Genomic DNA, 24,677 nt, shown 5'->3' with positions numbered 1-24,677 from the left:
AAGCTAGACGGCTTGGTTTGACCGATGGCGACGACGCAAGGTGAAGCGTAGCTTCTCATCGCATTTGCAGGAGGCTTAGCGCGGCTCAAAATGTTTGAAATGCCCACACTTGGGCATCAAAGTCACATTAGTTAGACTTCGGACCTGTCGAGCCTTGCAACGCCAAGCTGCGGCCAATACTCCCTCTACCGGAGGGGGATACCGTGTCGCAAAGTTTCTTCGAACATCCGATTCTTAACTCGCCGTACGAGCCTCCGACCCGGTATCACGCGCTGGACGAGGAGGGACAACCACTTGAAGCCCCGCCTACCAGCGGACGGCGTCCTTGCGACTTCATCACACCGGTTCCCAAGCCCAAGCGCAAGTCCGGGAAAGCGGCGCAAGCCTCTTTGGTTTTCACCGACGCCGAAGGTCTGTCGGATGAGGATCAGGAATATAACCCCAAGCCAATCATCAACGAAATCCGCTCGCATGTCGAAACGTGGCGGGCGTTGCCCAGCGATCGCGATTGGGGGGTGTCACCCGCTACGGCGCGGCTGCTGCACCATTGGCGGAGGACAGAAGTTGAAGGGCTGCGACCCTTCTTCTGTCAGGTCGAAGCTGTCGAGACGGTCATCTGGCTAACCGAAGTCGCTCGTAGCCAAAAACGCTATGCTCATCTGTGGGCGCATATCGAGGGAGCGAACCGGCAATCTAGCCCTGATCTCCTTCGCATTGCGATGAAGATGGCGACAGGGGCAGGCAAAACCACAGTCATGGCGATGTTGATCGCCTGGCAGACCGTCAATGCCGTGCGTTCGCCGACCAGCAGCTTGTTCAGCCGGGGCTTCCTGATCGTTGCACCGGGTATCACGATCAAGGACCGGCTGCGTGTGCTGCTGCCTGACGATCCCGACAACTACTATCGGTTCCGCGATATCGTCCCATCGGACATGCTACTTGAAATCGCCAAGGCAAAGATCGTCATCACCAATTATCACGCCTTCAAACGGCGTGAGACGATGGACGTCACCAAGGTCGGCAAAGCGCTCCTGCAAGGACGCGGCGAAGCGCCGATGACGACCGAAACCGAAGGCCAGATGCTGCAACGCGCTTGTGGTGACCTGATGGCGATCAAGAACGTCGTCGTTATCAACGATGAGGCGCACCACTGCTACGAAGAGCGCCCGGTGGGCAGCGTCGAGGATTTGGCCGACGCGGATAGCAAGGCCGAGGCCAAGGAAAACAAGGAAGCCGCGCGCCTCTGGATCAACGGCATCAAGGCGCTGAAACGGAAGACCGGTGTTCGGGCGGTCTATGACCTGTCGGCAACGCCATTTTTCCTGTCCGGGTCCGGCTATATCGAGGGCACGCTGTTCCCTTGGGTGGTCAGCGACTTCTCGTTGATGGACGCAATCGAATGCGGGATCGTCAAGCTACCGCGCGTGCCGGTAGCCGATAATCTCCCGATCGCCGACGTGCCGATTTATCGCAAGCTGTGGGATCATATCGGCAAGGAAATGCCCAAGAAAGGCGCGGCCAAGTCGGGCGACCTCGATCCGCTGAAACTGCCCACAGAATTGCTGACCGCGTTGGATGCGCTCTACAACCATTATGTCAAAGTCGATGAGGCTTGGCGGCGCGCGGGCATTCCGGTCCCGCCCGTGTTCATCGTCGTTTGCAACAATACCTCGACCTCCAAGCTGATCGCTGAGTGGATTTCCGGCTGGAACCGCCCGAACGCGGATGGGGAGATGGTCAACATCCATCGTGGCCATCTCGAACTGTTCCGCAACTATGACGAACACGGCAACCGGCTTGCCAAGGCCCCGACGTTCCTCATCGACAGCGCGCAGGTCGAGAGCGGTGAGACGATGGACGCGGATTTCCGCAAGATCGCCGCCGCCGAAATAGAGCAGTTTCGCCGCGAGAAGCAGGAGCGGACGGGTAGAGCAGAAGACGCCGACGATATCGATCCCGCCGAACTGCTGCGCGAGGTGATGAACACCGTGGGGCGCGTGGGTCGGCTTGGCGAGTGCGTGCGATGCGTCGTTTCGGTGTCCATGCTGACCGAAGGGTGGGACGCGAACACCGTGACGCACATCCTCGGCGTTCGGGCGTTTGGCACGCAATTGCTGTGCGAACAGGTTGTGGGGCGCGGGCTGCGTCGCCAATCCTACGAATTGAACGAGCATGGCCTGTTTGATGTCGAGTATGCCGACGTGCTCGGCATCCCGTTCGATTTCACCGCTAAACCCGTTGTGGTGAAGCCGACGACGCCGAAGGTCGTCACGCGCGTTCAGGCTGTGAAGGAACGGGTTGCCGCCAAGCCTGAACTCGAAATCGTCTTCCCGCGCGTGGAAGGCTACCGCGTCGATCTTCCCGAAGAACGTATTTCCGCGACGTTCAACGCCGACAGTCGCCTTGTGGTCGATCCATCGATGATTGGCCCGTCGCGCGTCACCATGCAGGGCATCGTCGGCGCGAGCGAGGAGCTGACTGCGCAGGGCGTCGGCGATCAACGACCGAGCGCCATCGCCTACAGCCTTGCCGCGCATCTGCTGAAACGCTTTGCGGGCGATGATGGCGACTTGCCCGTTCACCTGTTCGGGCAGGTGCGCCGGGTCGTGCGCGAATGGCTAGACGAAGGCTATCTCGTCCTGAACGGCGTGCCGATGGGCGTCCTCGACTATCTTGAAATCAAGGATCAAGCGGCGGAACGCATTTTCCTCGCCTGCCAGCGTTTCGAGCATGGATCGAAGGCGATCAAAGCGATCCTCGATCCCTACAACCCCAAGGCGTCATCACGCTTCGTCAACTTCACGACAAGCAAGGACACCTACAAGAGCGATCATCGCACCCATGTCAGCCATGTCGTCTGCGATTCCACATGGGAGGCGGAACTTGCCCGCGTGCTCGAAACGCATCCGCGCGTGATTGCCTTCGTCAAGAATCAGGGGCTTGGCTTCGAAGTCCCCTATCGCGACGGATCGACACCGCGCCGCTACCTGCCGGACATGATCGTGAAAATCGACGCCGGACAGGACGATCCGCTCAATCTCATTCTGGAAACCAAGGGGTATCGCAAGGGAGATGCGCAGTTGAAGGCCGAGACGATGAAAACCCTGTGGGTCCCGGGCGTGAATAACCTCGGCACGTTCGGCCATTGGCAGTTTGCGGAGTTTACGGACGTGTTTGAGATTGAAGCCGCGTTCGCCAAGCTGGTTGAAGAGGCGATCCGGCCATGAAGAAAATTCTGTGGGTCAAATTCGGCTGGTCCGAACTCTATCGTGGCGGGCCGGTCGATGGCAATTTCGGCTGGTTGAACGACAATAAGGGGAAGAAGAACGAGGGGCGCGGGCACGAGGCGTTCAACTTCAACCCCGGACCGAACGGCACCTATCATTGCTACGTCCCGCCGCAGAAGAAGGAATATGCGCCGTCAAACGCCGATCCCCACGGCTGGACGGTGGTTTGCCTCGCAAAAAACCCCAAGCATACGGGCGTTCACGTCGTCGGGTGGTATGAGGATGCGACCCTCCACGGGGATTGGCTCGATCCGCCAGAAGGCACGATGTCGAAGCGTGGCGATACCGTGCATCCGGGCTATGACTGGTCCTACTGCATCAGCAGCAAGACGGCCTATTTCGTGCCGCCCGAGCATCGGACCATGCCCTTTTCGGACAATTCAATCAGGCAGGGAAAATACTCGTTCCTAGAAGGGCCGGACGTTAAATCGAGCGACAACAAGAAGCGCGTGCTCAAGTTGCTCGAAGGCCGCCTAAAGGCGCTTGAGCCGTTCGCCGTCAAAAATCCAAGCGAGGGCAACCTGCCCGACCCGGAGATTGACGCGGCCGATCCGTTGAAGGGCTTCGGCACGCCAGAGCATCGCAAGAACGTCGAGAAGGCGGCAGAGCGGGCAGTGATCGCACATTACGAAGCACGAGGCTTCACCACCGACCGCGTCACGCACCTGCCTTGCGGTTATGATTTCGTCTTCACCAAGGGGAAGGCGGTGAGGCACATCGAAGTCAAAGGCACGTCGAGCGCCACACCCCAATTCTTCCTGACCCGGAACGAGCATGGGAAGGGGATGCAGTCCAACCCTGCATGGCGGCTGGCTATGGTGACTTCGGCGCTGTCCGATACGCCGAAGATCAACGAATATGACGCGAGGGATTTGGCGCGGGCGTTCGACCTCGAACCCTACGTCTATATCGGAAAATTTGTACCGACACCGGAGAGTAATTAATGGCGCGCAAGCCCAAAGCCCCCAAACAGGTCACGACGCTTGCCCATGATCGCGATGCGCGCCGCAACATCCCGACCGCTGAAATGGCCGATCTGGCGGCAATGCAGGAGGAACTCGATCCGCTTGCGCCGATCGCCTATCCGCGTGCCCGTCCATTAGCGGAAGGGGAGTCGCGCGAGCGCGATACCGACCTTGATCCACAGATCGTGTGGAACGGCGCGCGTATCCGGCTGACCAAGGCCCAGGTTGCCCAACTATCCGAAACCGGCGAGGTCGAAATCGGGGATGCCCAGCTCGTCTGGCGCGGCAAGGACCGGCAGGACTGGTCCGATCTGATCGTCACCGCGCCGCCGCTCTACATTCAGGAAAAAGTGCACCCCAAGGCGATCATCGACGACCTGATCCGCCGGTCGAAGGCGACCAAGGAAGCGGATACCGACGCGCCCGATCTGTTCGCTGATTTCAACGGCCTTGCCGACCCGATGGCGCGCACCGAGTTCTACCAACACGAACAACACTGGTCGAACCGGATGATCCTTGGAGACAGCCTTCAGGCGATGGCGAGCCTTGCTGAGCGCGAGGCACTCAAAGGCAAGGTGCAGGCGATCTACTTCGATCCGCCTTATGGGATCAAGTTCGGGTCGAACTGGCAAGTGTCGACACAGAACCGCGACGTAAAAGACGGTAAGCAGGCCGATCTAAGTCGCGAACCAGAACAGGTTAAGGCGTTTCGAGATACGTGGAAGGACGGCATCCACTCTTACCTGACCTACCTTCGCGATCGCCTGACCGTCATGCGGGAGTTGTTGACCGACAGTGGTTCGATGTTCGTGCAAATCAGTGACGAAAATGTGCATCGCCTTCGCGCGCTACTGGATGAAGTGTTCGGAGAACAGAATTTCATTTCCCAAATTTCTTTCAAAAAGACATCAGGCAGTGGAGCGGCTTATATCGAGAATACATACGATATTATTCTATGGTATGCGCGAGACTTTAAAAAAATGAAGTTCCGTAGGGTCTTCAAGGAAAAATCAGACGATCTATTATCTTCTCAATATACAGGTTCCGACCAGATTCGGTTCAAGCATGGGTTTGGCGATCCCCGATATATGCCCGACACTATTAGCTCCCAAGGCGCGAGTGAATCCGGCACATATCCCATCACATTGGACGGAAAGGTGTACAATCTGCCGCCCAATACTCATTGGAAGGCATCCCGAGCAGGTATGCCTCGACTGGCGCGTGCTCGGCGGCTCGTTGGGATAGGGCAGCGCATCCGCTACCGGCGTTATGCAGATGATTTCCCGGTAGTGACCTTTCCCAACGTTTGGGATGATACCATTATTTCGGGCTATGCAGACCCCAAGACATACGTTGTTCAAACCTCAGCCAAAGTCGTGGAGCGATGCATATTAATGGCGACCGATCCCGGCGATCTCGTGATTGACCCAACCTGCGGCTCGGGCACCACGGCATTTGTGGCTGAACAATGGGGCCGCCGCTGGATCACGATGGATACCAGTCGCGTAGCGTTGGCGTTGGCACGCACGCGGGTCATGGCGGCCCGATATCCGTGGTATCTTCTGGCCGACAGTGCCGAAGGACGGCGCAAGGAGGCTGAGGCCACCGGCAAGCCGCCGTCAGATAGTCCGACCTATGGCGATGTGCGCCAAGGCTTCGTCTACGAACGGGTGCCCCACATCACGCTCAAATCGATCGCCAACAACAGCGAAATCGATGTCATCTGGGACAAGTGGCAAGACGTTCTCGAACCACGCCGCGCCGAACTGAACAGCCTCACGGGCAACAACTGGGCGGAATGGGAAATCCCTCGGGAACCCGATGCTGGCTGGTCGAGCAATGTCGTGGGCGTCCATGCCTCTTGGTGGGAAGCGCGCATTGCCCTCCAGAAGGAGACTGACGCCTCGATCGCCAAGGCGGCGGACGTCGAATATCTTTACGACAAGCCTTATGCCGATCCGAACCGGGTTCGCGTTGCCGGTCCCTTCACGGTCGAAAGCCTGTCGCCGCACCGCATCGTCCCCGCCGATGCTGAAGAACTGATCGACGTTCTCGACGCAGCGGATGGCAAGAAGAAGCGCGGGCGGCTGTCTTCGTCCGAAACCGACTTCGCGGCGATGGTGATCGAGCATTTGAAAACGGCGGGCGTCCATCAGACCGACCGCGATGATCGCATCACCTTCACCAGCGTTATCCCCTTCGCCGGACGCGGCTATATCGGCGCGGAAGGGCGCTTCATGGAGGGCGAAACCGAACGCCGCGCCGCGATTTTCATCGGCCCGGAATTCGGCACCTTGTCGCGCATCGATTTGACCGCTGCTGCCCGCGAAGCTGCCGAAAGCCGCTTCGACGTGTTGATCGCCACCGCCTTTTCCTTCGATGCCCACGCCTCGGAACTCACGCGGCTTGGCCCGCTGCCAATCCTCAAGGCCAAGATGAACCCGGATCTGCACATGGCGGGTGAACTCAAGAATACCGGCAAGGGCAACCTGTTCACCGTCTTCGGCGAACCCGATATCGACATTCTCGACGAAGCCGATGGCTGCATCACGGTGCGGGTCAACGGCGTCGATATCTACGATCCCAACACCGGCGAAGTCCGCTCCAACGACGTGAAGGGCATCGCCGCGTGGTTCATCGACACGGCCTATAACGAGGAAAGTTTCTTCGTCCGCCACGCCTATTTTCTCGGCGCGAACGAACCCTACAAGCAGTTGAAGAACGCCCTGAAAGCCGAAATCGACGAGGAAGCATGGGCTACCCTCAACCGCGCCACGTCACGCCCGTTCGACCGGCCCGATACAGGCCGGATCGCGGTGAAGGTCATCAATCACTTTGGCGATGAAGTGATGAAGGTGTTCGGGGTGTAAAGTGAGCCGTTTTCACCGCTCCGGACATTGGCGAACCAACATGTATGGCACGACCTATTGGGTTAGTGGCCACACGGTGGATCGCGATGATTGGGGCGGGATATATTACTCGCCACCACCCCCGCCGCCGCCATCGCCTCGCCCATCGCCCCAACCTATCGCCCGTCTCATTTCAGATGGCAGCCGTGCTTCTTTCACTGTTCCAAACGCAACCTGCCCGGTCTGCGGTGCTCAGGTGTTTTTCTATCAGAATGATTTCGGGAGCCGCGTCTATTTCGACGATCTTGGCCCACCATGGCCTAAGCATCCATGCACAGACAATGATCCTGTCCGGGCAGAGGGTCTAGGCCAAAGGCCGAAGATCGTTGTGAGCATAACAAGGCGGACAATACAAACTGGTCCGATTGAGGCAGATGCAACGCCCAACGATACTGGTAGCGATGGCGAATATGCGGTGCCCGCGCGCACAATTGATGGCTGGGATCGCTGCACGGTGAAGCGATGCGCGATGCGGGACGAGATCGCTTATTTCGTAGTGAACAACGCCTCTGATCCAACCAACAAATCGATCCGATTTTCAACGGCAGGGCGAGCCGACCTGCCGACCGTGGGCGAGACCTTGTATCTGCTGGGCGATAAGATGTCGTTTTTCAGCTTTGCGGAGTTTGCCCCTCAAAAGGTCGAGATTGAGCGCAAGAGGTCCAAGGCAGTATCATCGACGCGGAGGCGCAAAGCCCGCAGAAAGAAGCGGCGGAAATGAAGTTCCACCTTGCCGATACCTTCACCGCCGCACTGGCGCGGTTGCCCGCTCAAGAGAGCAAGGCGGCGAAGGCAACCGTGGTCGATTTGCAGATCGATCCCGCCGGCAAGGGGTTGTCGTTCCACCGCATCGAACGATCCAAGGATGCTAATTTCTGGTCGGTACGGGTGACGCGCGACCTGCGGCTGATAGTCCACAAGACCGACGACAGCTTGCTCATCGCCTATGTCGATCACCACGATAAGGCCTATGCGTGGGCCGAGCGTCGCCGGATCGAGGCGCACCCGCGCACAGGAGCAATCCAGATTGTCGAGGTGCATGAGCGGATCGAGGAAATCGGGCCGCTATTCGCATCATCGGTTCCCGAGCCGTTCATTGAAGCGCCAGCGGTCGAGGCTCCGGCGATCTTTGCGGCATTATCCGACGATGACTTGCTGAACATCGGCACGCCGGAGGATTGGCTGGCGGATATCCGAAGCTGGACTGAAGATCGCTTCTTCCAGATGAGTGATCGCGTTCCCGCAGAGGTCGCGGAAGCCTTACTCGACTATGCGGCCACAGGACGGCTGCCAACGCCCGCACCGATATCGGTCGAGCCGTTCGCGCATCCCGATACGTTGCGTCGCGTGCAGACTGTGGAAAGCGAGGACGCGCTTCGCCTCGCTTTGGATTATCCGTGGGACAAGTGGAGCGTGTTCCTGCACCCGTCGCAACGTGCGGTGGTCGAACGTGACTATAGCGGCCCTGCACGGGTCACAGGGACGGCAGGGACGGGCAAGACCATTGTCGCCCTGCATCGTGCCGCACGGGCCGTGCGCAGCGATCCGAATGCCCGCGTATTGCTCACGACATTTTCGCGCCCGCTGGCCAATGCGCTGCAACCAAAACTGGCAATGTTGCTGTCGGGGGATCGGGCGGCGCTGGACCGGGTGACAGTCGCGTCGTTTGATGACACGGCCTCAGAACTCTTCCAGCTATCGACGGGACGCCGGGCCTCAATCGCTACCGACGATGCACAACAGGCGCTGATAGAGGCGCAAATGAAGGCGGCGGACTTTACCGGCTTGCCATTGCGCTTCGTCGCTTCGGAATGGCGGCATGTGGTGGATGGCTGGGGCATCACCAGTCTTGCGGACTATGCCGATGTGCCGCGCATCGGTCGGCGCAATCGCCTCGGCACGCGCCAGCGCGAGACTTTATGGCCGATCTTTGAAGCGGTGCGGGCAGCTTTGTCGGCACGCGGCATGGTGACAATTCCACAGATGTTCGCCGCCGTTGAGCGTGAATACAGGAGCAAGGTCGAAAAGCCCTTCACCCACATCATCGTCGATGAAGCGCAGGATTTGGGCGTGGCGCAGCTTCGGATGCTGGCGGCGCTTGCATCGGGGCCGAACGCCTTGTTCTTCGCGGGTGACCTTGGGCAGCGCATTTTCCAGCAACCATTTTCTTGGAAGGCGCTCGGCGTTGATGTGCGTGGTCGATCGGCGATGCTCAGGATCAACTACCGCACATCACGCCAGATCAGAGAGGCCGCCGACCATCTGTTGCCACCCACAGTGCGCGATGCCGATGGGCTGGAAGATGACAGGCGCAGCGCGCAATCGGTTTTCGAGGGGCCATCACCGGTTGTGGCGCTTTGCTCCGATCAGGATGCCGAAACTGAGGCGGTCGCCGCGTTCCTGCGCGCAGCAAGCGAAGACGGCATTGCGGCGTCCGAGATGGGCCTGTTCGTCCGATCTGGCGATCTCCTGTCACGCGCTCGCGCTGCTGTCACAGCCGCCGGTCTGGAAGCCCGACAGTTGACCGAGCGCGCCGAAGATTTCGGGGACTGCGTTTCGATCGGGACGATGCATCTCGCCAAGGGCCTGGAATTCAAGGCGGTCGCGGTCATGGCGTGTGACGACGAGGCCCTCCCGCTCCAATCGCGCGTGGATGATGCGACCGACGAAGACGAACTACGCGAAGTCTTCGAAACGGAGCGGCACCTGTTTTATGTGGCTTGCACCCGCGCACGCGACAGGTTGCATATCAGTGGGACCAAGCCCGTCTCCGAGTTCCTCGGCGATATCCGTGTTTCACGGGAGTAGCGGATGGCGAAGCGCAGCATCCACGATGAGGAGATAGGACTGATTAAAGCCATGCTCGGGCGCGGCATGAAAAACCGGGATATTCAGTTTTATTTCAACCGTCAGGATCGCCCGGTCAACAGTGGGCGGATCACGGGGATTCGCGACGGCAGCTACGGTCCCGAGGTTCCAAAGGCAGAGAATTTGGCGCTCGACGCATTTCTTGCGTCTTTTAAGGCTGCTGAAATCGGGGCAGTCATAAGCGGACCAGCACCCGCCACAGAGCCATCAAGAGCAGAGCGAGCGCGGGCACTTTTCGAGAAACTCGAAGACAATTCGTGGAGGCTGAAAGACGGCGAAACGGACCAGCACGAGTGCAAAAAGGAGTTCGACCCAAAGAAGCTCTCGGCTGTCTTATGCGCCATAGCAGCCATGTCGAACAACCGGGGTGGATACCTGTTTGTTGGAGTGTCCAACAGTGATTGCAAAGTCGTTGGCATAAGCGATGATTTTGCGAATTTCGATGTTGCTAAACTGATGGACAAGGTAAAGGTCCACCTTGCGCCCACGCCGGTTATCACGACGAAGGAAGTGATCGACCTGGACCGAAAAAGGGTCGGATTCATCCATGTGGAGCAGCACCCGCACAAGCCTGTGATCGTATGCAAGGATGACGGCGACAAGTTGAAGGAGGGGGAGATCCTCTTTCGCTACGCGGGCCAGTCAGCGCGCATCAAATTTACCGATTTGCGGGAGTTGCTGGCCGAGCGCGATCGGAAAGCGCAACTCGCGCTGGCTAGCGCAGCAGGCAAACTTGCCACGGTTGGAACCGCTAATGCATTGATCCTCGATACTGACAAAAATGTCCTTGATGCTGATGGCCGTGAAATCCTGATCGACGAGGAACTGGCAAAGGGCATCAACTTCATTCGTGAAGGTCATTTCGACGAGGTGGATGGAGCGCCCACGCTTAAACTGGTGGGCGAGGTGAAGGCAGTCAACGTCCAGTCGCTGCTAGCCGAGAAGCATATCGATAAGGCAATTTCACAGGAGCGGATTCTCGAAGCATTCCTTGCCCAAGAAACCGTTACAAATCCAAGGGAATATGTGCTTGCTGCCGTGTCGCAGCCACGCAAATGGCTCCCGTTGTTCTACTTCACTAATCAAGCGAACCTTACTCCATCGGCGATGATGGATGAGGTAACGGCGCTTGCCACCTCACAAAAGGAGAAAAAGAAAACCGTTGTCGCGCGCCTTTCTGGCAAGGAAAAGGCGCACACCTCTTCGCCGACGAGAAAAGCCCGTAGCGTGGCATTCGGTCTCGAACAGGGGACGGCCAAGGTACCCACTAAGCTAGAAGATGTCGTGACCTTCTGTCAGGCCATCTGTTCAATCTCGAAAACCAGAATGTCGCTGACTCATGCATTGGCCGCCTTGAGGCACTGCCACGATTTGGCTGGGGCTGACAGCAACGCACTCAGCTCCGTTTTTAAAGCTGCGTGCAGGATCGATGAAATGTTCTTTCAAATCACTTGATATTGATGTGCTGCGCGTAGGCCGAATTCCGTGATTCGCATGGTGACCCATGCCTTCTCCGCTTATCTCGACTTATCTCGACCTCTATTCATAAAGCGGTCCATCCGCCACTTTTTGCACGGCAATCAGGTTGGCTATTTTCCTATTCCACACAGCCCAAGCTTAACGGCCGCCAAAGGAAAAGCCAGGTTGCATCCCATTCTGTTCCGAATCATGCCATGGCGGCGCAATTGAAAAGTGGGAACAAATGTGGCTTTTTCTGATTGGGGTCTGGGGTTTATCATGTCAAAACAACACGATAAACCCCTTGACTGGTAGCGGAGGAGGGACTTGAACCCCCGACACGCGGATTATGATTCCGCTGCTCTAACCAGCTGAGCTACTCCGCCCCATGGGGCCGCGCGGGGCGTGTCGCCCTGCGGTGAGGCGGCGCTATACGCAGCGGGGGCGGGTCGGTCAACGGGGGTAATGCGGGTGGCAGGCAACTTATTTGCGGCGCACGCTCCAGCCTGCGGGCAGCGCCGTGGGATAGGCCGCCATTGCGCCCGAATCGATCGCACCGACCGCTTCGCTCACCAGCGGGCCAAGCTGGCTCATGTCGGGATTATGGCCCGCGCCCGGCACGGTCAGCAGGGTGGTGGGCTTGCCAGCGGCGGCGAACAGCGCGTCGGCTTGGCTTAGCTCCACCCGGTCATCGGCGGTGCCCAGCATCATGACGAGCGGCGCATGAATCTTGGTTGCCGCGTCCAGATTATTCCATTTGTCGGGCAGCAGCAGCCCGACACCACCGGGGGCTGATTCCTCCAGCTTGTCGAAGGTCGATAGCGTGACCACGCCCGTCACTGGCACGGTCGCCCCGACATGCAACGCCACCGCCCCACCCAGCGAATGGCCGACCAGAAAGACATGCGAGTCCGGTCCGATGAGTTCTCGCGCCCGCGCCACGAAGGCGCGGCCATCGGCCATCAGCCCGGCCTGCGTCGGACTGCCCGGATTGCCGCCGAAGCCGCGATAGGAGACGACGATGACATGATCGCCGCGCCCGGTCAGATGTTCGGCATAGCGCGCCGCCACCCCCTGGTTCGATCCGCGGCCATGGAAGAAGAGAATGATATCGGGATCGTCCGGATCGCCCGGCCAATAATAGCCGGTCAGCGCCAGCCCATCCTCCGTCCGCACCGGCAGCGACTGGGGCGGTGCCTTGGTCCATTGCGCCACGCTGATCGGCGTAGCGTCGGCTTTATATATCCGCTCCCGCACGCCCGAAGCGCAGGAGGCCAGCATCAGTGCCGCCGCAATAAAAGCCGTTTTCCCGCCCCGCATCATCGTCCCCATGCCGTTCTGCGCCACGAATAGCGCAATCACAGGGTTAAGCGCGATTTTTCTGTTGCAATCTTTTTTGGGCCAAGTCCTAATGTTGCAACGCACAACCGGCCATGATGGCTGAGGGAGGATCGACAACTTGCCCTTCCATGAAATGTTTGAGCCTGATGGTTCGATACGCCCCTGCTACGCTGAAGTGCAGAAATGGGTGGAGCGAACGGGCATTTCCGGGCTTAACCGTCGACTGGACGAGGCAGAGGCTATTTTCCGCCGCATCGGCATCACCTTTGCTGTCTATGGTGAGGGGGGCGACCCTGAACGGCTGATCCCCTTCGATCTGCTGCCGCGCATCTTCACCGCGCAGGAATGGCGCGTGCTGGACAAGGGCATCCGCCAGCGCGCCCGCGCGCTCAACGCCTTCCTGCACGACGTCTATCATCGCGGCGAGATTGTGAAGGCAGGTATCATGCCCGCCGACATCATCTATCAGAACAGCGCCTATCTGGCCGAAATGGCGGACTTCTCGCCACCGGGCAAAGTCTATAGCCATATCGTGGGCATCGACATCGTGCGGACTGGCCCTGGCAGTTTCGAGGTGCTGGAGGATAATTGCCGCACCCCGTCCGGCGTGTCCTACATGCTCGAAAATCGCGACATCATGACGCGCATGTTCCCCGAACTCTTCGCGCAGGGGATCGTAGCCCCAGTCGATGACTATCCCGCCGAATTGCTCAAGAGCCTCAAGGAAGTCGCGCCGCCCGCGTGCAAGGGCGATCCCGTCGTCGTCGTGCTGACCCCCGGTTCTCTCAACAGCGCCTATTATGAGCATAGCTTTCTCGCCGACTTGATGGGCGTCGAGCTGGTCGAACCGGCGGACCTGTTCGTCGATGAAGGCCGGGTGTGGATGAAAACCACGCTGGGACCAAAGATAGTCGATGTCATCTATCGCCGCATAGACGACGAATATCTCGATCCGTTGGTGTTCCGCCCCGACAGCCTGCTGGGCGTGCCGGGCATCTTCAACGTCTATCGCAGCGGCGGTGTCACGCTGGCCTCGGCCCCCGGTTCGGGTATCGCCGATGACAAGGCGGTCTATATCTATGTGCCGGAAATGATCCGCTTCTATCTGGGCGAAGCGCCGATCCTGGACAATATCCAGACATGGCAATGCGGCAAGCCTGACGAATGTGCCTATGTGCTGGAAAATCTGCACGATCTGGTCGCCAAGGAAGTCCATGGTTCGGGCGGCTATGGCATGTTGATCGGGCCGAAATCCACCACGGCGGAGGTGGAGGCCTATGCCGCCCGCATCCGCGCCGATCCGGGCAAGTTCATCGCCCAGCCGACGCTGGACCTGTCCACCGTCCCCACACTCGGCCCCGCCAGCGTCGTCGGCCGCCACGCCGATTTCCGTCCTTATTGCCTGGTCGGCAAGCAATTGCGGCTGGTCCCCGGCGGCCTGACCCGTGTCGCGCTGACCGAAGGGTCGCTGGTGGTCAACTCCAGCCAGGGCGGCGGGGTGAAGGACACATGGGTCATGCAGGATTGATGATGGCAATGGAGAATAGCATGCCCGGCCGAAATCAATTTAGCCCCTCTCCTTCAGGGGAGGGGTTGGGGTGGGGGCCATCCCCACACGCTGTGCCATCTTGCACGCCCCCACCCCCGGCCCCTCCCCTGAAGGGGAGGGGAGACAAAGGATGCTGAGCCGGACCGCCGAAAATCTCTACTGGATGGCGCGCTATATGGAGCGGGCCGAGGCTACCGCGCGGCTGCTGACCATGGGTCAGCGCATGGCCATCCTGCCCGGCGCGCATCATCGCGACGAATGGCGATCCGTCGTGCGCGCCACCGGCAGCGGCCACCAGTTCCCCGAAGGGGTGCAGGTGACCGAAAGCGATGTCGTGTCCTTCCTGATGCTGGACCTCGACAACCCCAGCTCGATCCGATCCTGCCTGCTGAAGGCCCGGTCCAACGCCAAATCGGCGCGCACCATGCTGACGCAGGATATGTGGGAAGCCTTGAACGACGGCTGGCGCAAGCTGGACAGCTATGATGTCGGCGAAGCGCGGCAACAGCTGCCTGCGCTGATCGACTGGGTCAAGACGCGGGTGATGACCTTCCGTGGCGCCACCCATTCGGGTCAGCTGCGCAATGAAGGCCATGATTTCCTGCGCTGCGGCTCGGCGCTGGAACGGGCGCAGATGACGCTGCGGCTGCTGGACGTCAAATATTATGTCCTGCTGCCTGAAACCGAAGTCATCGGCGGCAATCGCGACCACTATCAATGGACGTCGGTGCTGCACGCTTTGTCGGGCAGCCGCGCCTATCATCATGTCTATGGCGGCACCTATACGCCCTGGCAGATCACCGATTTCCTGATGCTCAACCGCATGTTCCCGCGCAGCGTCGCCTATTGCTACGATCAGCTGGCCTACCGCCTGCACCGGCTGGAGGGCTGGCACGGCACCCGCGCCGCCTGCCATGACACGGTGCAGCAGATGGTCGCCGCGCTGGAACAGCTCGACAGCGGTGAAATCTTCCGTTTCGGCCTGCATGAAACGGTGCAGCATGGCCTGAAAATGACCAACCAGCTGGGCGGGGAAATCGCCCAGGCCTATCATTTCGGCTGAACCGGGGAAGGGGGGCCTTTCATGAAATTGCTCGTCCGCCACCAGACCGTCTATCGCTATGACGCCTCGGCCGGGCGGGTGGCGATGCGGCTCAAGCTGATGCCGGTCAATACGCCCGCGCAGACCGTGCTGGACTGGCAGGTCAGCGTGAACGGCGATGTGCTCTCTGATTTCCGCCCCAACAGCTATGGCGAGATGGAGACGATCTGGATCAGGCGCGACCGGCAGGATCATGCCGTAATCGTCGCCGAAGGGCTGGTCGAAACCCGCGAGACCCATGGCGTGGTCGGCGCCCCGGTCAGCCGGGTCAATCCGCTTTACTATCTGCGCGAAACCGCACTCACCCGCGCGTCGAATGGCATCGCCGCGATGGCGCGCGCCACGCCCGAAGGCGACGGCCCGCTCGCCCGCCTCCATGCGCTATCCGCCGCCGTCATTGATGCGGTTGGCTATCGCACGGGCGTCACCACATCGGCCACCACCGCCGCGCAGGCGTTCGCGCTGGGTGCAGGCGTGTGCCAGGACCATGCCCAGATCTTCATCGCCGGGGCGCGATCGCTCGGCATTCCGGCACGCTATGTGTCGGGCTATCTGCTCGCGGGTGATGGCAGTGAATTGCACGAAACCCATGGTTGGGCCGAAGCGCTTGTGCCTGAACTGGGCTGGGTCGGCTTTGATCCCTCCAACCGCGTCTGCGTGACCGAACGCTATTTGCGCGTCGCCAGCGGGCTGGACGCGGACGAGGCCGCGCCGATCCGGGGGACGATCACGGTTGCGGGCGATATCTCGATTGACGCGGACGTCCGTATCGCGCAGGCGGATGACGGCGTCGAGGAACGGCAGTTGCAGCGGCAACAGCAGCAGTCTATCCCGCCGTCCGACGCGCAGCATTGAAAAAGCTTTCGGGGGCCGGGGACGAATGACCTATTGTGTGGCGGTGCGGGTTGACCAGGGGCTGGTCATGCTGTCCGACACCCGCACCAATGCGGGCATGGACAATATCGCCCGCTTTCGTAAGAGCTTCACCTATCTGGTTGAGGGCGAACGGGCGATCACGCTGATGTGTTCGGGCAACCTGTCCATCACCCAGGGGGTGAAAGCCACGCTCAGCAAGGCGATCAAGGACGCCAGGCTCGACCCCGACGTCGAAACCATCCTCAATTGCAGCACCATGCACCGTGTCGCGCAGATCGTGGGCGACGCCATGCGCGCGATGCAGACCCGCTACCGGGAAAGCATCGAAATGGGCGGCTCCGGTGCCAGCGCCTCGATCATGATCGCGGGCCAGCGCCGCGGAGGCAAACCGCGCCTCTATCTGGTCTATAGCGCGGGCAATTTCATCGAAGCGACCGAGGACACGCCCTTCTTCCAGATTGGCGAGCATAAATATGGCAAGCCGATCCTCGATCGCATCATCAAGCGCGAAACCACGCTGGAGGACGCGACAAAGGCGGTGCTGGTATCGATGGACTCGACCCTGCGCTCCAACCTCTCGGTCGGCATGCCGCTCGACCTCACCGTCATTCCCACCGACAGGTTCGACTTCCGCGTCCGCACCCGCATCGAAGCCGACAATGAAGAATTCGCGATGATCTCCCAAAGCTGGAGCGCCGCCCTCCGTAAGGGGTTTGAGGATCTGCCCAACGTATTGGATTGAGTAAATAAAGCCCCTCCCTTTCTGGGGAGGGCTTGGGGTAGGTGCGAGCGGAGCGAACTGGACACTGGTTGTGTCTAATCTCCCCGTCATTCCCGCGCAGGCGGGAACCCATCTGCCGACATCTCCCAAAAACGCAACGCCGCGACGGCAAACTCTCCGCGCCTCCGCGTGATTCAACTTTTTTGCGCAGAGACGGGCAGGCGCGGAGAAGGCGGCGATGTCCGCCTGTGTTGGGCGACGGACTTGGGTGGGTAGGCGACAGTCTGCTGTTGAATTAGATAATCCCTAAAGCGGACTCTCCCATAATTCTATTCGTCTTTCAATCTCAACCATGGCTGGCCCTTGGCTATGCGGGTTGCGCTCCAGCCTGAAGGGAGATCGGCAACCTCTGCAAGATCGGGGTGACGATCTACAACCTCGGACATCGCAACGACGAGTGCATCCGCAGGATCAAACAGGCTTCCGTCCAAAAATGCCCATGAGTGGTCGTCCTCATAATGGGCGACCGTCAGCACAGGTCTTCCGTCCATTATTGAACGATCAGCGATGCAAGCGACGTTAGGAGCCTGATCAAATATCCATGACATACACCCAGCATATCTGACGCTACCAGCGTCGGCTATCGGCATTTGATACGAAGAGAGATAACGGCAAAAATTGGTCGTTTGACGACAGGCACTTTTCGCCGCCGCCTCTCCCGCGCGCCAATTCATCCCGAACAGCGGGCAATTTCCGCAGCGACCATTGCCTTAATTGGCTCAAGGCTCATCGCCGCCCGCCAAACCAATTGCGCATCGACACCAAAATAATCATGGCTCGCGAAGTTACGGAACGTTGCCATTTCGCGCCACGGCAGATGAGGATGACGCGCCTTGATGTCGTCGGGCAGCTTCTTGCTGGTTTCGCCGATCATGGCGAGGCGATAGGTCAAAGCGTCATAGGCTTCGTCATTCGCCACCAGTTCGTCGAACGTCCGCCCCGTCACCGATGCCTCGGCCCGTGTGATCAGTAGTGCAAGATCGTCCAGCGTATCCAGCAACCTGGCCATTAAAAAACCCGGACCATCTCGCCCTCGACGCGTGCGCGCAAGCGAGGGCGCAGGCCGATGCGCGATACCAGATCGACTCTGGTTTCAAGCGCATCGGACAATTCGAGCATAGCCCCGGCCTGATCGAACAGGCTGAATGGTCGCGCCGGGTCATATTCGTAGAGCAGGTCAAGGTCGGATGCCGCGCTGGCTTCATCCCTGGCGGTCGATCCGAACAGGTAAAGCGCGTTGATACCGCGCTCACGCAAGCGGCGCTCAAAGGGCTTTAATCGACTGATCGCTTCTGCCTTTTTCATGGCGCCATTATGCACCAGCCGTCTGCAACACGCAATTTGATGATGCGCAATCCTCCCCAACCCGGCGCACGAGTCCTTTCCAATGTGAGATTTTCTTTGGTCCACTCTCGCTAATCGATCATCTGTCGCGCCAGTGTCGCGCCACCCACATCCCTGCTTCCCACGCCCCAAGCAAATCCTTCGCTTGCCTGCGCGCCGTCACGGCCTATCTCTCCCATCAACACGAATCGCAGCTGAAAGCCTGATATGACCGCCACCCATTCGACCCGCATGTTGATCCTCGGTTCCGGCCCGGCTGGCCTGTCCGCCGCCATTTACGGCGCGCGTGCGGGTCTGGCGCCGATCGTGGTGCAGGGGATGCAGCCGGGCGGGCAGCTGACCATCACCACCGACGTCGAAAATTACCCCGGTTTCAAGGATGTGATCCAGGGGCCGTGGCTGATGGAGCAGATGCAGGCGCAGGCCGAGCATGTCGGCGCGCAGATGATGTATGACCAGATCGTCGATGTGGACCTGTCGCAGCGGCCGTTCCGCCTGACCGGCGACGGCGGCGTGGTCTATGTCGCCGACACGTTGGTCATCTGCACCGGCGCGCAGGCCAAATGGCTGGGTGTCGAGGGGGAGGAGCATTTGCAGGGCAAGGGCGTCAGCGCCTGCGCCACATGCGACGGCTTCTTCTATCGCGGCAAGAAGGTGGTGGTCATTGGCGGCGGTAATACCGCGGTCGAGGAAGCGCTGTATCTCACCAACCACAGCCATGACGTCACCCTGATCCACCGCCGCGATACGCTGCGCGCAGAAAAGATTTTGCAGGAACGGCTCCACGCCCATCCGAACATCAAGGTGCTGTGGAACAAGGCGGTCGATAAATTTGTCGGCGGCGGCACGCCCGAAGGATTGGTCGGCGTGGACCTGATTGATACCGTGACCGGCGAAAAGTCGCACGAGCCGACCGACGGCGGCTTCGTCGCGATCGGCCACCATCCCGCGACCGAACTCTTCACCGGCAAGCTGCCGACGGACGAGGGCTATCTGCTGGTCGAAAAGGGCACCACCCGCACCTCCATCCCCGGCGTGTTCGCGGCGGGCGACGTCACCGACAAAATCTATCGGCAGGCGGTGACGGCGGCAGGCATGGGCTGCATGGCGGCGCTGGACGTGGAGAAATTCCTGGCTGAAGCCGATTTCGAGGCGATGGTCGAAGCGTGACTACCTGCCGTTCGGGGCTGAGCGAAGTCGAAGCCTTCCACTGAGCGGAGCGAAGTGCCTTCACTACGTTCAGGCGGACCCTTCGACTTCGCTCAGGGCGAACGGATATTACTGCGCCACCTTGCCCCGCGCAAACGCCACCAGCGACCCGAACGTCTCGAACGTATCGCCGTCGATATCGTCGTCCTCGATCAATATGTCGAAGCGATCTTCCATCTCGGTTAGCAGTCCCGCGACCGCCATGGAATCCAGCTCCGGCAGCGCGCCGAATAAAGGCGTATCAGCGTCGAACCCGTCGACCTGATCCTGCGAAAGGCCCAGCACGTCGCGCAACAGCGCCCGCGTCAGAAGCTCGATGTCATCGGTCCGGTCGACCGGCTGAGAATTATGCGCCCGCATGGTGGGCGACGTCCTAGTCATTACTGACCTATCCGACAAGCGCGGAAATGGCGGTGCGGGCCGCTGGCAGCCAGCTGGACGCATGGCGCGGGTTGAAGGCGTCGATGCGGTGGAGCGGCAACCGCTCCTCCATCCAGTCGCGCTTATAGGCGTTATCGCCCGTGCCATAGTCGATCATCGCCACCCGATCGCCATCAATGGCCTGCGCAAACATGGCATGGCTCAGCAAGGTGCCGGGCGATCCGGCGTCATGGGCGCGATCATGGGAGAGCTTGTGGATGAGGGCCACGTCCTTCTCCACCGTCCATAATTGGGTGGCGACCGCGCGGCCCTTCTCCCGTGCAAAGCCCAGCCGCAAACGTCCCGCCTCGCTCTCCCGCTCGGCCAGCGCCCGCAGAAATTCGAGACCCGGCTCCGGCTGCTTCCAGCTGCGCCCATGCACATCGACATAGTCGCGCCACAGATCGTCGGTCAGCCGGTCGCTGATCGACAGGTCGTAGCGGCTGCCCCGCGCCCGCCGCTTGACCAAAGTGCGCAACCGACCGGGGCGGCTGGCCCAATAGGTCGCGAAATCCCGCCCCGCGACCTGCAAAATATGCCGCCTGCCCATTGGCCGCGACAGCGCAAACCATCCCGTCCGACGCAGGCTGGCGAGCATCTCGGCGCTCGCTGCGACCGGATAGAGATCGATCTGACTGGTGGTGCGGAACAGGTGGCCGCTCAGCGCATCCAGCAACCGCGCCCGCTGCCCGGCATCGGGATCACCCGTAAATTGCGGCGACCAGTCAAAACTATACCAGTTGGCCAGTGCCGACACCCGGCGACTGTCGCGGCCAAGCAGGAACAGCCACGCCTGCGCGCCATCCTCTTCCGCCAAAACCACCCGCACCGGGACATCGGCAAAGCAATGGCGGTGCAGCAGGTCGAACCAGTCATACCGCCCGAACAGGCAAGGCACGGCTTCGCGGTCGAGACGGCCATGCAGCGCGTCCCGCACATCTGCGAGGCTGTGATATTCCCTTGTCGTCGGCAACCGACTATCTCCGCATTCGTCTGGACAGGGCTTAGGGCCAAAGTCTGGAAATGGAGTTAAGCGTGCCACAAGCTGAACCGACTGCCGCGATCCTGCCGATCGATCACCTGCTGTTGCGGGGCGATCCAGCGCGGGCTGCGCTAGACGGGCGGTCGGGCAGCTATAATTTCGCCGAGCTGGAGGAGACGCTGGGGCGGCTCGCGGGCTGGCTGGCGGGGTTTGGGCTGGAGCCGGGTGCGCGGGTGGCCAGCTGGATCGCCAAGGGGCCGGTTGCCGCGCTGATGCCGCTGGCCGCCCCGCGCGCGGGCCTGGTGCACGTCCCGGTCAACCCGCTGCTCAAGCACGCACAGGTGGCGCATATATTGGCCGACAGCGGCGCGGCGCTGCTGATCGGCACGACGGCGCGACTCGCCACGCTGACGCCGGGCGATGTGCCGACAGGCTGCCAGTTGCATCGCGAGGATGATGCCGCCTGCGCCATGAGCGGTGGGACCGCGCTGGCGCCGTCGGACGCAGCACCGGACGATCTCGCCGCCATCCTCTACACCAGCGGATCGACCGGCCGACCCAAGGGGGTGATGCTCAGCCACGCCAATCTTTGGCTTGGCGCAGTCGCGGTGGCCGATTATCTCGGCCTCACGCCGCAGGACCGCACCGCCTGCGTCCTGCCGTTCAGCTTCGATTATGGCCAGAATCAGCTGCTCTCAACTTGGGTTTCGGGTGGCTGCGTCTATCCGCTCGACTATCTCACCGCCCGCGACGTCATGAAGCTGGTCGATCGACGCGACATCACGACGCTGGCAGGGGTGCCGCCGCTCTGGGTGCAACTGACCGAACTGGACTGGCCGCTGGAGGTGGCGGCCAAGCTCAAGCGCCTGACCAACAGCGGCGGCGCACTCACCCGGCCGCTGGTGGCAAAGCTGCGCGCCCTGTTTCCGCAGGCGGACCTTTATCCCATGTATGGCCTGACCGAAGCCTTCCGCTCCACCTATTTGCCGCCCGCGCTGGTCGATAGCCATCCCGACTCGATGGGATCGGCCATCCCCTTTGCCGAGATATTGGTGGTGCGTCCCGACGGTAGCCTGACTGACGATGATGAGCCGGGCGAACTGGTCCATTGCGGCCCGCTGGTGGCGCAGGGCTATTGGCGCGATGCCGCCCGCACCGCCGAACGCTTCAAGCCCGCGCCGCCCGCATCCCACTATGGCGGCATGGCGGTCTGGTCGGGCGACACGGTGCGGCGCGATGCGGAGGGCCTGCTTTATTTCGTCGGACGCGATGACGCCATGATCAAGTCGGCGGGCAACCGCATCAGCCCGACCGAGATAGAGGAAGCGGCAGTTGCTGTGCCTGGCGTGGCCGAAGCGGTGGCGCTGGGGGTGAAGGATGAAAGGCTGGGGCAGGCGGTGAAACTCCTGTTGCGATCCGCCGACCCGGACGTTGCCCCAGCAGTCGCCGCGCATCTCAAGGCCGAACTCCCCAATTTCATGCAGCCGCGCGAAATCCTTGTGCTGGCCGCTTTTCCCCGCAATCCCAACGGCAAGATTGATCGAGTCGCACTGGCGCGGGAGTATGGCATTTGAAACCGATGGGACCGATCCCGCCCTGGTTCGCAGGCGAAGAGGGGATGTTGCTGGTCGGCGGCTATGGCGCGGCCAGTCTGGTCGATGAAGCGGGCGACACGCCGCTTTTTGCCTATGACATGGACATTGTCGCGGCGCAGATCCGCCGTTTCCGCGAAGCGATGCCCGCCGCGCTCCATCTCCATTATGCGATCAAGGCGAACCCCTATGCGCCGCTGCTGAGCGCGATGGCGGGGCAGGTCGATGGCTTCGACATTGCGTCGGGCGGCGAATTGGACATGGCGTTGGCAGCGGGGATGGACCCGGCGCGGATCAGCTTTGCCGGGCCGGGCAAGCGCAACGATGAACTGGAAGCCGCGATCTTTGCCGGGGTGACGCTCAACCTCGAATCCGAAGGGGAGGGGCGGCGCGCCCTCGCGATTGGCCAGCGGATCGGCAAGACCCCGCGCGTCGCGGTGCGGGTGAACCCGGACTTTGATCTCAAAGGCTCCGGTATGCGGATGGGCGGCGGGGCCAAGCCCTTTGGCGTTGATGCCGACCGCGCGGCGGCATTGGCCCGCGCGATGATAGATGGCGGCGCGGACTGGCGCGGCTGGCATATTTTTGCAGGCAGCCAGAATCTGGACGCGATGGCGATCATCGAAACACAAGCGGCGACGATCGCACTGGCAGCCCGCCTGTCCGAAGCGGTTGGCGTCACCCCGCCGCTGGTTAATCTCGGCGGCGGCTTTGGCCTTGCCTATTTCCCCGGCGATGTGCCGCTCGATATCCGCCCGATCGGCGTCGCGCTCGACACCGCGCTCGAATCGTTGCCGGATATTCTCAAGGGCAGCGCCTTTGCGATCGAACTGGGGCGCTGGCTGGTCGGGGAGGCGGGGGTCTATCTGACCCGCGTCATTGATGTGAAGGTCAGCCAGGGCGAAACATTCGTCGTCGTCGATGGCGGGCTGCATCATCAGCTGGCGGCCAGCGGCAATTTCGGCACGGTGGTCCGCCGCAACTATCCGATCGCGCTCGCCAACCATTTCGGCGCAGCACCCGCGGTCGATCCGGTCACGGTGGTGGGCTGTCTCTGCACGCCGATCGACCGGCTGGGCGACAAGGTGGCACTGCCACCGGTGCAGGAAGGCGACCTGATCGCCATTTTCCTTGCCGGAGCCTATGGCGCGTCGGCCAGCCCCGCTGCATTTCTTGGTCATCCAAGTCCTCGCGAAGTTTTACTTGGATGAGTTGTTGGTGACTTAACTCCTAACGGTATCTTTACCCTTTCCCGGCAAGAAGAGGTCGGAAGCCCTGTGCTGACTGGCCTGCCTTGCCCTCTTTGGCGGCTGGTCGCGCATGGCCGCACAAAGAGGTGAGATTATGCGTTTCGTGTCGGTTTCCAGGCTCCTGATCGGTGCATCGCTGCCCGCGCTTGTCCTGTCAGGCTGCGCTTCGGGTGGTGCCAGCGGACCGCAACTGCCGCCAGCCTCCTTCGTTTCGACGCGCGAAGGGCCGGGCGAGGAATATATTATCGGCCCGCTCGATGACCTCACTATCTTCGTGTGGCGCAATCCCGAACTGGGGGCAAAGGTGCAGGTGCGTCCCGATGGTCGCATCACCACGCCGCTGATCACCGACATGCCAGCCGTGGGCAAGACGCCCAAGATGCTGGCTGATGACATCAAGCTGGCGCTGACCCAATATATTGAAAATCCGCTGGTTTCGGTGATCGTCAACAATTTCAGCGGCACGTTCAGCCAGCAGGTGCGGATCGTCGGCGCGACTGAAAAGCCTGCCTCGATCCCTTATCGCGCGAACATGACTTTGCTCGACGCGATGATCTCGGTCGGTGGGCTGTCCGAATTTGCAGCGGGCAACCGCGCGCGGCTGGTCCGGTTCAACAAGAATAGCGGCAAGCAGCAGGAATATCAGGTCCGCCTCAACGACCTGCTCAAAAAGGGCGACACAAAGGCGAACGTCATGCTCGCCCCTGGCGACGTCATCATCATCCCTGAAAGCATGTTCTGATC

20 protein-coding genes and 1 tRNA gene are annotated in these 24,677 nt (G+C 60.8%); 14 read left to right on the top strand and 7 right to left on the bottom strand.

All coding sequences use genetic code 11. The features are described from left to right. Positions 1-203 precede the first annotated feature (203 nt). From D0Z70_RS03410 to D0Z70_RS03385, 6 genes are all read left to right on the top strand, one after another. Positions 204-3,227, top strand: a complete 3,024-nt coding sequence (locus D0Z70_RS03410) for a BPTD_3080 family restriction endonuclease (RefSeq protein WP_119743975.1) — start codon at positions 204-206, stop codon at positions 3,225-3,227. Beyond that, positions 3,224-4,231 carry a protein NO VEIN domain-containing protein gene (locus tag D0Z70_RS03405; protein ID WP_119743974.1) on the top strand — a complete coding sequence of 336 codons (1,008 nt, stop codon included), beginning with the start codon at positions 3,224-3,226 and terminating at the stop codon, positions 4,229-4,231. The genes D0Z70_RS03410 and D0Z70_RS03405 overlap by 4 nt, the downstream gene beginning before the upstream one ends. After that, a complete protein-coding gene (locus tag D0Z70_RS03400; RefSeq protein WP_119743973.1) occupies positions 4,231-7,122 on the top strand; it encodes a site-specific DNA-methyltransferase in 2,892 nt (963 codons plus the stop codon). Before D0Z70_RS03405 ends, D0Z70_RS03400 begins: the two co-directional genes overlap by 1 nt. A 454-nt stretch (positions 7,123-7,576) precedes the next feature. Beyond that, positions 7,577-7,882, top strand: coding sequence for a hypothetical protein (locus D0Z70_RS24795; protein ID WP_220475616.1), 306 nt, complete (start codon positions 7,577-7,579; stop codon positions 7,880-7,882). Then, the gene (locus D0Z70_RS03390) at positions 7,879-9,969 is read left to right on the top strand and encodes a 3'-5' exonuclease (RefSeq protein ID WP_119743971.1); all 2,091 of its coding nucleotides are present in this window, start codon (positions 7,879-7,881) and stop codon (positions 9,967-9,969) included. The genes D0Z70_RS24795 and D0Z70_RS03390 overlap by 4 nt, the downstream gene beginning before the upstream one ends. Before the next feature lie 3 nt (positions 9,970-9,972). After that, positions 9,973-11,484: an AlbA family DNA-binding domain-containing protein gene (locus D0Z70_RS03385; RefSeq protein WP_119743970.1), complete on the top strand. Its 1,512-nt coding sequence runs from the start codon at positions 9,973-9,975 to the stop codon at positions 11,482-11,484. A 312-nt stretch (positions 11,485-11,796) separates the two neighbouring features. On the opposite strand, the gene D0Z70_RS03380 is transcribed toward D0Z70_RS03385, so the two are convergent. Both D0Z70_RS03380 and D0Z70_RS03375 read right to left on the bottom strand, forming a co-directional pair. Further along, positions 11,797-11,873: transfer RNA gene (locus D0Z70_RS03380), tRNA-Met, on the bottom strand. A gap of 97 nt (positions 11,874-11,970) precedes the next feature. Then, positions 11,971-12,849: an alpha/beta hydrolase gene (locus tag D0Z70_RS03375; protein ID WP_239018792.1), complete on the bottom strand. Its 879-nt coding sequence runs from the start codon at positions 12,847-12,849 to the stop codon at positions 11,971-11,973. Positions 12,850-12,946: 97 nt separating this feature from the next. Here D0Z70_RS03375 and D0Z70_RS03370 point away from each other — a divergent pair, with 97 nt between their 5' ends. The 4 genes from D0Z70_RS03370 to D0Z70_RS03350 all read left to right on the top strand — a co-directional run bounded on the left by D0Z70_RS03370 (position 12,947) and on the right by D0Z70_RS03350 (position 17,097). Next, positions 12,947-14,356: a circularly permuted type 2 ATP-grasp protein gene (locus D0Z70_RS03370; protein WP_119743969.1), complete on the top strand. Its 1,410-nt coding sequence runs from the start codon at positions 12,947-12,949 to the stop codon at positions 14,354-14,356. Positions 14,357-14,507: 151 nt separating this feature from the next. Next, positions 14,508-15,440 (top strand): alpha-E domain-containing protein, encoded by a 933-nt coding sequence (locus D0Z70_RS03360; protein WP_119743968.1) that lies wholly within the window; start codon positions 14,508-14,510, stop codon positions 15,438-15,440. A gap of 21 nt (positions 15,441-15,461) precedes the next feature. Next, entirely contained in the window at positions 15,462-16,334 is an 873-nt protein-coding gene (locus D0Z70_RS03355) for a transglutaminase family protein (protein ID WP_119743967.1), read from the top strand. 25 nt (positions 16,335-16,359) lie between these two features. Next, the gene (locus tag D0Z70_RS03350; protein WP_119743966.1) at positions 16,360-17,097 is read left to right on the top strand and encodes a proteasome-type protease; all 738 of its coding nucleotides are present in this window, start codon (positions 16,360-16,362) and stop codon (positions 17,095-17,097) included. A 308-nt stretch (positions 17,098-17,405) separates the two neighbouring features. Here the strand turns inward: D0Z70_RS03350 and D0Z70_RS03345 are convergent, their stop codons facing one another. Genes D0Z70_RS03345 through D0Z70_RS03335 form a run of 3 tightly spaced genes read right to left on the bottom strand, consistent with a single transcriptional unit; the run spans position 17,406 to position 18,441 of the window. Next, a complete protein-coding gene (locus D0Z70_RS03345) occupies positions 17,406-17,810 on the bottom strand; it encodes a hypothetical protein (protein WP_220475615.1) in 405 nt (134 codons plus the stop codon). Continuing rightward, on the bottom strand, positions 17,807-18,145 hold the full coding sequence (locus D0Z70_RS03340) for a HepT-like ribonuclease domain-containing protein (RefSeq protein WP_119743965.1): 339 nt from the start codon (positions 18,143-18,145) through the stop codon (positions 17,807-17,809). Before D0Z70_RS03340 ends, D0Z70_RS03345 begins: the two co-directional genes overlap by 4 nt. Beyond that, positions 18,145-18,441, bottom strand: coding sequence for a nucleotidyltransferase family protein (locus D0Z70_RS03335; RefSeq protein WP_119743964.1), 297 nt, complete (start codon positions 18,439-18,441; stop codon positions 18,145-18,147). The genes D0Z70_RS03340 and D0Z70_RS03335 overlap by 1 nt, the downstream gene beginning before the upstream one ends. Before the next feature lie 246 nt (positions 18,442-18,687). On the opposite strand from D0Z70_RS03335, the gene trxB reads away from it, so the two are divergent. Next, positions 18,688-19,650 (top strand): thioredoxin-disulfide reductase, encoded by a 963-nt coding sequence (gene trxB, locus D0Z70_RS03330; protein ID WP_119743963.1) that lies wholly within the window; start codon positions 18,688-18,690, stop codon positions 19,648-19,650. 108 nt (positions 19,651-19,758) lie between these two features. Here trxB and D0Z70_RS03325 read toward each other — a convergent pair whose 3' ends face one another. Further along, a complete protein-coding gene (locus D0Z70_RS03325; RefSeq protein ID WP_119743962.1) occupies positions 19,759-20,049 on the bottom strand; it encodes a phosphopantetheine-binding protein in 291 nt (96 codons plus the stop codon). A gap of 28 nt (positions 20,050-20,077) precedes the next feature. Further along, a complete protein-coding gene (locus tag D0Z70_RS03320) occupies positions 20,078-21,082 on the bottom strand; it encodes a GNAT family N-acetyltransferase (RefSeq protein ID WP_182913824.1) in 1,005 nt (334 codons plus the stop codon). A 62-nt stretch (positions 21,083-21,144) separates the two neighbouring features. Between D0Z70_RS03320 and D0Z70_RS03315 the strand changes: the two genes are divergently transcribed. From D0Z70_RS03315 to D0Z70_RS03305, 3 genes are all read left to right on the top strand, one after another. Then, on the top strand, positions 21,145-22,665 hold the full coding sequence (locus D0Z70_RS03315; RefSeq protein WP_119744103.1) for an acyl-CoA ligase (AMP-forming), exosortase A system-associated: 1,521 nt from the start codon (positions 21,145-21,147) through the stop codon (positions 22,663-22,665). Further along, positions 22,662-23,894: a pyridoxal-dependent decarboxylase, exosortase A system-associated gene (locus D0Z70_RS03310; RefSeq protein WP_119743960.1), complete on the top strand. Its 1,233-nt coding sequence runs from the start codon at positions 22,662-22,664 to the stop codon at positions 23,892-23,894. Before D0Z70_RS03315 ends, D0Z70_RS03310 begins: the two co-directional genes overlap by 4 nt. Positions 23,895-24,027: 133 nt before the next feature. Then, on the top strand, positions 24,028-24,675 hold the full coding sequence (locus D0Z70_RS03305) for an XrtA/PEP-CTERM system exopolysaccharide export protein (RefSeq protein WP_119743959.1): 648 nt from the start codon (positions 24,028-24,030) through the stop codon (positions 24,673-24,675). Positions 24,676-24,677 lie beyond the last annotated feature (2 nt).

Source organism: Sphingobium terrigena, from assembly GCF_003591655.1.
In the GTDB taxonomy this organism is placed as follows: Bacteria; Pseudomonadota; Alphaproteobacteria; order Sphingomonadales; family Sphingomonadaceae; genus Sphingobium; species Sphingobium terrigena.
This window is presented reverse-complemented; position numbering and strand designations above follow the sequence as displayed.

Coding starts and splice junctions, on each gene's coding strand:
- D0Z70_RS03350 (WP_119743966.1), top strand. CDS start 16,360: ATGACCTATTGTGTGGCGGTGCGGGTTGACCAGGGGCTGGTCATGCTG.
- D0Z70_RS03400 (WP_119743973.1), top strand. CDS start 4,231: ATGGCGCGCAAGCCCAAAGCCCCCAAACAGGTCACGACGCTTGCCCAT.
- D0Z70_RS03325 (WP_119743962.1), bottom strand. CDS start 20,049: ATGCGGGCGCATAATTCTCAGCCGGTCGACCGGACCGATGACATCGAG.
- D0Z70_RS03305 (WP_119743959.1), top strand. CDS start 24,028: ATGCGTTTCGTGTCGGTTTCCAGGCTCCTGATCGGTGCATCGCTGCCC.
- D0Z70_RS03345 (WP_220475615.1), bottom strand. CDS start 17,810: ATGAATTGGCGCGCGGGAGAGGCGGCGGCGAAAAGTGCCTGTCGTCAA.
- D0Z70_RS03335 (WP_119743964.1), bottom strand. CDS start 18,441: ATGAAAAAGGCAGAAGCGATCAGTCGATTAAAGCCCTTTGAGCGCCGC.
- D0Z70_RS03360 (WP_119743968.1), top strand. CDS start 14,508: ATGCTGAGCCGGACCGCCGAAAATCTCTACTGGATGGCGCGCTATATG.
- D0Z70_RS03385 (WP_119743970.1), top strand. CDS start 9,973: ATGGCGAAGCGCAGCATCCACGATGAGGAGATAGGACTGATTAAAGCC.
- trxB (WP_119743963.1), top strand. CDS start 18,688: ATGACCGCCACCCATTCGACCCGCATGTTGATCCTCGGTTCCGGCCCG.
- D0Z70_RS03405 (WP_119743974.1), top strand. CDS start 3,224: ATGAAGAAAATTCTGTGGGTCAAATTCGGCTGGTCCGAACTCTATCGT.
- D0Z70_RS03340 (WP_119743965.1), bottom strand. CDS start 18,145: ATGGCCAGGTTGCTGGATACGCTGGACGATCTTGCACTACTGATCACA.
- D0Z70_RS03355 (WP_119743967.1), top strand. CDS start 15,462: ATGAAATTGCTCGTCCGCCACCAGACCGTCTATCGCTATGACGCCTCG.
- D0Z70_RS03390 (WP_119743971.1), top strand. CDS start 7,879: ATGAAGTTCCACCTTGCCGATACCTTCACCGCCGCACTGGCGCGGTTG.